Below are 8332 nucleotides of genomic sequence, written 5' to 3'. Positions count from 1 at the left end.
GGTTTCCGGCAGGGCCTACTGTCATTTCCGGAACCGGGCCCCTCTGCGCCACCCCGTGCGGACTGCGGGTAAGGTCAGTGGGCATTGTCGGCACGTTCCCCCAGGAGGCCCCCGGGTGGAGGTCCAGGAGACGCGGGTCCAGACGGACCGCGTCCTCACCATCCCGAACATTCTGAGCATGGCTCGCCTGGTCGGCGTGCCGCTCTTCCTGTGGCTGATCCTGTGGCCCGAGTTCGGCGGCCCCAAGAGTGACGGCTGGGCGCTGCTGATCCTCGCCCTCAGCGGCGTCACCGACTACCTCGACGGGAAGCTCGCCCGGCACTGGAACCAGGTCAGCAACCTCGGACGCTTGCTCGACCCCGCTGCCGACCGCCTCTACATCCTCTCCACTCTCGTCGGCCTCACCTGGCGGGGGATCCTCCCCTGGTGGATCACCGGAGTCCTGCTGGCCCGGGATCTCATGCTCCTCGTGATGGTGGGCATCCTCCGCCGGCACGGTTATCCGCCCCCTCAGGTGAACTTTCTCGGCAAGGCGGCCACGTTCAACCTGATGTACGCCTTCCCGTTGCTGCTCCTGAGTGACGGAAGCGGCTGGTTGCAGTCACTCGCCGCCATTTTCGGGTGGGCATTCGCGGGTTGGGGTACAACGCTCTACTGGTGGGCAGGAGTCCTTTACGTGGTTCAGGTCCGCCGACTGGTCAGAGCGGACGCCGCGGCCGACTGAGTACGCCGGTGACTCAAGGGCCCATCTCGGTGGCCGGAGGTCAGGGAGCCGAATCCTGAGCGATCCGGACGAACGAAGTCGGCATGACCGTCGTCTCTTCGAGGAGGACGCTTCCGAGATGAAGGCCGTCGTGATGGCCGGAGGCGAAGGCACTCGCCTCCGCCCGATGACCTCGAGCATGCCCAAGCCGCTTCTGCCTGTCGTCAACAGGCCGATCATGGAGCATGTTCTCAGACTGCTCAAGCGTCACGGTCTCAGTGAGACCGTGGTGACGGTTCAATTCCTTGCCTCGCTGGTCAGGAATTATTTCGGTGACGGTGAAGAGCTGGGCATGCAGCTCGCCTACGCCGACGAAGAAAAACCACTGGGTACCGCCGGAAGCGTCAAGAATGCCGAGGAAGCACTCAAGGACGATTCCTTCCTGGTGATTTCCGGTGACGCACTCACCGACTTCAACCTCACCGAGCTCATCGAGTTCCACAAGGAAAAGGGAGCGCTCGTCACGGTCTGCCTGACGCGCGTTCCGAATCCGCTTGAATTCGGCATCACCATCGTCGACGAATCCGGCAAGGTCGAGCGGTTCCTCGAGAAGCCCACCTGGGGCCAGGTCTTCTCCGACACGGTGAACACCGGGATCTACGTGATGGAACCCGAGGTCTTCGACTACGTCGAGGCCGACGTCTCCGTCGACTGGTCCGGGGACGTGTTCCCTCAGCTCATGAAGGAAGGCAAGCCGATCTACGGCTACATCGCCGAGGGCTACTGGGAGGATGTCGGTACGCACGAGAGCTATGTGAAGGCGCAGGCCGACGTCCTCGAGGGCAAGGTCGACGTCGACATCGACGGCTTCGAGATCTCGCCGGGGGTGTGGGTCGCCGAAGGCGCCGAGGTCCACCCGGAGGCGGAACTGCGCGGACCGCTCTACATCGGTGACTACGCCAAGATCGAGGCCGGGGCGGAGATCCGGGAGCACACGGTGGTCGGCTCGAACGTCGTGGTGAAGGGCGGAGCGTTCCTGCACCGCGCCGTCGTCCACGACAACGTCTACATCGGGCCGCAGAGCAACCTGCGCGGCTGCGTCATCGGCAAGAACACCGACATCATGCGCGCCGCCCGCATCGAGGACGGTGCGGTGGTGGGCGACGAATGCCTGGTCGGTGAGGAATCGATCGTCCAGGGCAACGTCCGGGTCTACCCGTTCAAGACCATCGAGGAGGGTGCGTTCGTCAACACCTCGGTGATCTGGGAGTCCCGGGGACAGAAGTCCCTTTTCGGCGCGCGGGGGGTCTCGGGGATCATCAACGTCGAGATCACCCCGGAGCTGGCGGTCCGGCTGGCCGGCGCCTATGCCACGACCCTCAAGAAGGGCGCCACGGTGACCACCGCCCGGGACCACTCCCGGGGCGCTCGCGCCCTCAAGCGGGCCGTCATCTCCGCTCTCCAGGCCAGCGCCATCGACGTCCGTGACCTCGAGAACGTTCCGCTGCCGGTCGCACGCCAGCAGACCGCACGCGGCAGTGCCGGCGGGATCATGGTGCGGACCACGCCGGGCATCCCCGACTCCGTCGACATCATGTTCTTCGACGAGAGGGGCGCCGACCTCTCCCAGGCGAAGCAGCGGAAACTCGACCGGGTCTACGCCCGCCAGGAGTACCGCCGCGCCTTCCCGGGCGAGATCGGCGATCTGCGCTTCCCGGCGAGCGTCTTCGACTCCTACACCGGAACGCTCCTGCGTGCAGTCGACACCGCGGGTATCGCCGATGCGGGACTCAAAGTCGTCGTGGACGCCTCCAACGGCAGCGCCGGGCTCGTGCTGCCCAGCCTGCTCGGACGGCTCGGGGTGGACTCCCTCACGATCAACCCCGGCCTCGACGAGGGCCGGCCCACGGAGACTGTCGACAGTCGGCGTTCCGGCCTCGTCCGGCTGGGCGAGATCGTCGCGTCCGCCCGTGCGGCGTTCGGGGTCCGGTTCGACCCGGTCGGCGAGCGGCTGTCACTCGTCGACGAGCGCGGCCGCATCATCGAGGACGACCGTGCGCTTCTGGTGATGCTCGATCTCGTCGCGGCGGAGCGCCGCAGCGGCCGGGTGGCTCTCCCGGTGACCACGACCCGGATCGCCGAACAAGTGGCCGCCTACCACGGGACGCTCGTCGAGTGGACGACGACATCGCCCGACGACCTCACCCGGGTCGGCAGGCTGGACTCCACTGTCTTCGGCGGCGACGGCCGCGGCGGCTTCATCGTCCCGGAGTCCAGCAGCGTCTTCGACGGGACGGCGGCCTTCGTTCGCCTCCTCGGGCTGGTGGCGCGCACGCAGCTCACCCTGAGCCAGATCGACGCCCGGATCCCGCAGGCGCACGTTCAACGGCGTGACCTTCCCACTCCCTGGGCCGTGAAGGGCCTCGTGATGCGCCGCGTCGTGGAGGCGGCCGGCGACCGTTCCGTGGACACCACCGACGGAGTCCGGGTCGTCGAGGCCGACGGCCGCTGGGTGATGGTGCTTCCCGACCCCGCGGAGGCCGTCACGCACCTGTGGGCGGAAGGGCCCGACGACGCCTCGGCACAGGCACTCCTCGACGAATGGTCGTCCGTGGTGGACAGCGCGGGCCGCTGACGATTCGGGGCACTTCGCCATGGGGTGGTGCCAGTTGCACCCCCCCATGGCGGTCCCGTGCAGGGCCCCGTGAAGAAGCCGCCGACGTCGCCATGCGACGATGTGCGGCATGCCTCAGCAGCATCCCGACCGGAGCACCGGATCCACCACCGCGCGTCCGGACGCCTCGATGTCGCTGCTGACCAACGTGATGGACCACAGCCTCGACGACGGCTATGCCGAGGCGGCCGCGCGGCGCAGCGCCGAAGGGGGCGGACTGCCCAAGACGCTGCGCGCGAAACTGGGTCTCGCCGCCGGTCTGGTGCTCGCGGGGATCGTGGTCACCGTCGGCGCTGCGCAGGCCCGCGTTTCCGCCCCGGTCGTGGCCAAGGAACGCCAGAAGCTGATCGACCGCGTCGAGGCGGCCACCGACCGGGCGGATCGTCTGCAGAAGACCGTCGACACGCTCCGAGAGTCCGTCGGCAGACAGCAGCGCCGGGCACTCGAGAAGCACGGCGGTCCCCAAGGGCAGAGCGTCGCGCTGCAGGCCGGTGCGACGCCGGTCCACGGCCCCGGTGTCAAGCTCGTCGTCGACGACGCCAAGGGCGCGGGTCAAGGAGGCGACGGCGCACGGCAGGGCAGCGGTTTCGCGGACACCGGCCGCGTGCGCGACCGCGACATGCAGCGCATCGTCAACGGGCTCTGGCAGGCCGGCGCCGAGGCCATCTCCGTCAACGGCCAGCGCCTCACGGCACTGTCTGCGATCAGGGCGGCGGGTGACGCCGTACTGGTCGACAACAGGCCGCTGGTGCCGCCGTACACGGTGCTTGCGGTGGGGGACGGCGACCGGCTGCGCACCGCCTTCGAGAACAGCGCCGACGGCCAGTACCTGAGCGTGCTGGTCGAGAACTACGGTGTCCGCACCAGTATTACCACCCAGGAGAACGTGCGGCTTGCGGCCGCGCCGAGCCTGATCGTTCGCACCGCAGAGCCGGTGGGCGGTACCCGGGAGAGGTCCGCCGACACAGGGAAGGGCATATCGTGATCGCCGTACTGGGCCTCATCGTAGGAGTCGTGGTCGGATTGTTCGTCCGGCCCGAGGTACCCGCGGTCGTCGAACCCTATCTGCCGATCGCCGTCGTGGCAGCGCTCGACGCGGTCTTCGGCGGTCTGCGCGCGATGCTCGACGGCATCTTCGACGACAAGGTGTTCGTGGTCTCGTTCCTGTCCAACGTCGTGGTTGCCGCGCTGATCGTTTTCCTGGGCGACAAGCTCGGCGTCGGGGCGCAGCTGTCGACCGGTGTGGTTGTGGTGCTGGGCATCCGGATCTTCTCCAACGCGGCAGCCATCCGCCGTCACGTGTTCAGGGCCTGATCGCATGAGCAACGACGAGATTCCCGGACCCGAGAAACCGGAAGAGCCGGAAACACCCCGGGCCCCCGAGCAGCCGGACACTTCCGCCACGTCGCCGGACTCCGCGGAGGAGGCCCAGCCGAGGAGGTCCGGACCGCCGGACACCGGCCCTTCAGCCGCGGCCGCAGGCCGACCGGGCCCCCCAGAACACCGCAAGGAAGGGCACCGGCCCGATGTCGGCGCGCCCGGCCCCGAGCGTCCGGAGGGGCCGGAGGCACCCCGGCCGTCTGCTGCCCCGCGGCGCGCTGCGGGGGAGCCGGCCGGCCCCGATCTGCCCCCCGAGCGCGCGATGGGCTCCCAGCGCCCGCCGGTTCCCGAACGTCCGGCCGCCCCGAAGCGGGCTGACGTCCCACCGCAGACCGCTGCGGAGGACGTGGCTGCGGAGGAATCCGGAGGGGTTGCTGCCGCGGGCAGCGGACGCACACGTCTGCTCGCCGTCCTGTGGCCACCGCGCATCACCCGGGCACAGCTCATCGTTGCGCTGCTGCTGTTCGTCCTCGGGCTGGGCCTGGCGATCCAGGTGCGTTCCACCAGCGACAACAGTGCTCTGCGTGGCGCACGCCAGGAGGACCTGGTCCGTATCCTCGACGAGCTCGACGACCGGACCGCCCGACTCGAAGGCGAGAAGCGGCGGCTGGAGGACCAGCGTGCGGAACTCGAGAACAGCTCCGACCAGGCCGAGGAAGCCCGCAGGCAGACCGTCGAGAAGGAACAGCAGCTGGGAGTGCTGGCAGGGACGGTGGCGGCGCAGGGACCGGGAATCAACGTCACGATCCGGGATCCGCGCAGGACGGTCCAGGCGGACATGCTCCTCGACGCGATCCAGGAGCTGCGGGCGGCGGGAGCCGAAGCCATCCAGATCAACGACGTGCGTATCGTGGCCGACTCGTCCTTCGCCGACACCACGCGCGGGGTCCGGATCGGCGATCGGACCGTGCGCGCACCCTTCAGGTTCAAGGTCATCGGCAAGCCCCAGGATCTGGAACCCGCCCTCAACATCCCGGGCGGTGTGGTGCAGAGCCTGGAGAAGGAGCAGGCCGAGGTCGTCATCACCCCGTCGAAGCGGGTTGTCGTGGACGCCTTGCGGCCGGTGAAGCGGCCTGACTACGCTCGGTCGTCATCGCAGTGAGAATCGCGCGCATCAGGCCCGCTTCGGCTGGGCATGAGGATGCAGGGGGTCGGCGCACCGGGGGGATGGTGCGTGGTGGAAACTGTCCGGCGATCAGGAACGTTGTCAAGGTGTCCAAGTCGGCCAGTACGTCGAGGGCTTGTCCTGCCCCACGGGCGGGTCTGTGTCATTCAAGGGGAATCGCCCGTGAAGTTGTTCGGGAAGTTGTTCGGTAAGAGCCCGCGTGAGGACGGCGGCGGCGATGCGGGCCGCCGTGGCGGAACGTCGGGGGAGGGAAACACCGAGGTCGGGGCACGTCCGCTGTTCCGCGATGAGGTCGCGGGCGCGAGCGGCGACATTGCCGGCGGCCACGGCGCGTCGTCGGTTGACCCTGCGGGGCCCGCAGCCATAGGTTTCCAGGATCCATCAGCAATGAGTGCGGGCGGTGGCATCGGCCCGGGTCCGCACACGTCCACTGCCCCTGCGGGGCAGGCGGGGCAGGAGGCTCAGCCCATGTCGGCCTTGCCGGTTTGTACGCGGTGCGGTCACCGGAACGCGGAAGCCAGCCGCTTCTGTTCCAACTGCGGTGCGCCGCTGCGTGTCTCTGCTGCCGCGGAGCGCCCGTCCGAGACGACGTCCACCATCTCGATCTCCGGGCTGGAGGCGTACGAGGCCGAGGCGACCGGCCAGACCGCGCCGCCGCTGTCCCCTGAGGCTCAGGCCGCCGTCGACGACCTTCCGCCCGGCTCGGCACTGCTGGTGGTCCGGCGCGGCCCCAATTCGGGCAGCCGGTTCCTGCTGGACAGTGATCTCACCACAGCCGGCCGGCACCCGCAGAGCGACATCTTCCTCGACGACGTGACGGTCTCGCGGCGGCACGTGGAGTTCCACCGCGGTCAGGACGGCGGCTTCACCGCCTCCGACGTCGGGAGCCTCAATGGCACCTACGTCAACCGTGAGCGGATCGACTCCGTGCCGCTGGCGAACGGCGACGAGGTGCAGATCGGAAAGTACCGGCTGATCTTCTACGCGAGCCAGCGGGGCATCTGACCCTCGGGGAGGACCATGCCTCGGACACCGTCGGGCGGTTCCCGCGCGGGCGGCACCTCGGCCGGCGCGGGACGCTCGATGAGCATTGGCACGGTCCTCGGCCTGTTGCGCGACGAGTTTCCCGAGGCCACGATTTCCAAGATCAGGTTCTTGGAGGCCGAGGGGCTCGTCGAGCCCGAGCGGACGCCGTCCGGGTACCGGAAATTCAGTCCCGACGATGTCGACCGGCTCGCGTCCGTGCTGCGGATGCAGCGCGATCACTACCTCCCACTCGAGGTCATCCGGGAGCACCTGGACGCCCCGGCCCGCGGTGCGGACGTCCGAATGCCCGCGCCGGGCCCGGCCCCGGAGCTGCTCGATGCAACGGCCGGGGGACCGTCCCGCATCGCCCGTGAGGAGTTCCTCGAGGAGGCGGGTGCCGGCGAAGACGACCTCGTGGAGTGGGAGGCCTACGGCCTGGTGGCCCCGGCGGACGACGGGTGCTACGACAGGGAGTCCGTGGCCGTGGCCCGGCTGGTGGCCGAGATCGGGCGGTTCGGGGTGGAGCCCCGCCATCTGCGCGCGGTGAGAGCGGCCGCGGACCGGCAGGCAGGGCTTGTCGAGCAGATCGTGGCACCCTTGCGGCGGCACCGGAACCCGCAGACGAGAAATGACGCCGAGGCGACCGCACGTGAGCTGGCTGCCCTGTTCGTACGGCTCCACGCGGCCTTCGTGGAGTCCGCGCTCCGGTCGCCGTCGCCCTGATCGGAGGGCGTGCGGAAACCGCCCGACTACCCAAACCCGGCACGCACGTCCTAGGGTTGCTGTGTGAACGAGCTCGATGTCGTGGGTGTCCGGGTGGAAATGCCCTCCAACCAGCCGATCGTGCTTCTGCGGGAAGTGGGAGGCGACCGGTACCTTCCCATCTGGATCGGCCCGGGTGAGGCGACTGCCATCGCGTTCGCGCAGCAGGGCATGGCCCCTGCGCGTCCGCTCACGCACGATCTCTTCAAGGACGTGCTCGAGGCCGTCGGCCAGGAACTCACCGAGGTACGGATCACGGATCTGCGCGAGGGGGTCTTCTACGCCGAGCTGGTGTTCGCCAGCGGTGTGGAGGTCAGTGCCAGGCCCTCGGACGCCATAGCGCTCGCGCTGCGTACGGGGACCCCGATCTACGGCAGCGACGGCGTGCTGGACGATGCGGGGATCGCGATCCCCGATGAGCAGGAGGACGAGGTGGAGAAGTTCCGCGAGTTCCTCGACCAGATCTCGCCCGAGGACTTCGGCACCAACAGCCAGTGACCCCGTTGAGCGAGGCCGACCATCCGGCCAGCCGTTCCCCGGACACGAGCACGGAAAACCACTCTCGGGGTGATTATCACCCGGCGTGCCGAGTGTGGCGATCGTTGACGCACCCCGGGCTACTCCCTACCGTCGTCAAGGCAGGTCAAGGACGGAGGTCGGC

Annotated in this window: 8 protein-coding genes; all 8 read left to right on the top strand. The window is 68.8% G+C overall.

Going from position 1 to position 8332, the window contains the following annotated elements; all coding sequences use genetic code 11:
* Positions 1-115 precede the first annotated feature (115 nt).
* Complete coding sequence (gene clsA, locus M1E25_RS08915; RefSeq protein WP_251412310.1) at positions 116-724, top strand: cardiolipin synthase ClsA; 609 nt, start codon at positions 116-118, stop codon at positions 722-724.
* Positions 725-842: 118 nt separating this feature from the next.
* Positions 843-3338, top strand: a complete 2496-nt coding sequence (locus M1E25_RS08910) for a mannose-1-phosphate guanyltransferase (protein ID WP_251412307.1) — start codon at positions 843-845, stop codon at positions 3336-3338.
* A gap of 109 nt (positions 3339-3447) precedes the next feature.
* A complete protein-coding gene (locus tag M1E25_RS08905) occupies positions 3448-4362 on the top strand; it encodes a DUF881 domain-containing protein (RefSeq protein WP_372500545.1) in 915 nt (304 codons plus the stop codon).
* Positions 4359-4691 (top strand): small basic family protein, encoded by a 333-nt coding sequence (locus M1E25_RS08900; RefSeq protein ID WP_251412303.1) that lies wholly within the window; start codon positions 4359-4361, stop codon positions 4689-4691. Before M1E25_RS08905 ends, M1E25_RS08900 begins: the two co-directional genes overlap by 4 nt.
* A 310-nt stretch (positions 4692-5001) precedes the next feature.
* Positions 5002-5859: a DUF881 domain-containing protein gene (locus M1E25_RS08895; protein WP_372500546.1), complete on the top strand. Its 858-nt coding sequence runs from the start codon at positions 5002-5004 to the stop codon at positions 5857-5859.
* 492 nt (positions 5860-6351) lie between these two features.
* Complete coding sequence (locus M1E25_RS25595; RefSeq protein WP_285830539.1) at positions 6352-6888, top strand: double zinc ribbon and FHA domain-containing protein; 537 nt, start codon at positions 6352-6354, stop codon at positions 6886-6888.
* A gap of 15 nt (positions 6889-6903) precedes the next feature.
* Positions 6904-7632, top strand: coding sequence for a transcriptional regulator FtsR (ftsR, locus tag M1E25_RS08885; protein WP_251412299.1), 729 nt, complete (start codon positions 6904-6906; stop codon positions 7630-7632).
* 63 nt (positions 7633-7695) lie between these two features.
* The gene (locus M1E25_RS08880) at positions 7696-8169 is read left to right on the top strand and encodes a bifunctional nuclease family protein (RefSeq protein ID WP_006123076.1); all 474 of its coding nucleotides are present in this window, start codon (positions 7696-7698) and stop codon (positions 8167-8169) included.
* Positions 8170-8332 lie beyond the last annotated feature (163 nt).

It is taken from the genome of Streptomyces meridianus, from assembly GCF_023703325.1.
Lineage (GTDB): Bacteria > Actinomycetota > Actinomycetes > Streptomycetales > Streptomycetaceae > Streptomyces > Streptomyces meridianus.
The sequence above is the reverse complement of the archived record's forward strand: the minus strand, read 5'-3'. Positions and strand labels throughout refer to the sequence as shown.

Coding starts and splice junctions, on each gene's coding strand:
- M1E25_RS08910 (WP_251412307.1), top strand. CDS start 843: ATGAAGGCCGTCGTGATGGCCGGAGGCGAAGGCACTCGCCTCCGCCCG.
- M1E25_RS25595 (WP_285830539.1), top strand. CDS start 6,352: ATGTCGGCCTTGCCGGTTTGTACGCGGTGCGGTCACCGGAACGCGGAA.
- M1E25_RS08905 (WP_372500545.1), top strand. CDS start 3,448: ATGCCTCAGCAGCATCCCGACCGGAGCACCGGATCCACCACCGCGCGT.
- ftsR (WP_251412299.1), top strand. CDS start 6,904: ATGCCTCGGACACCGTCGGGCGGTTCCCGCGCGGGCGGCACCTCGGCC.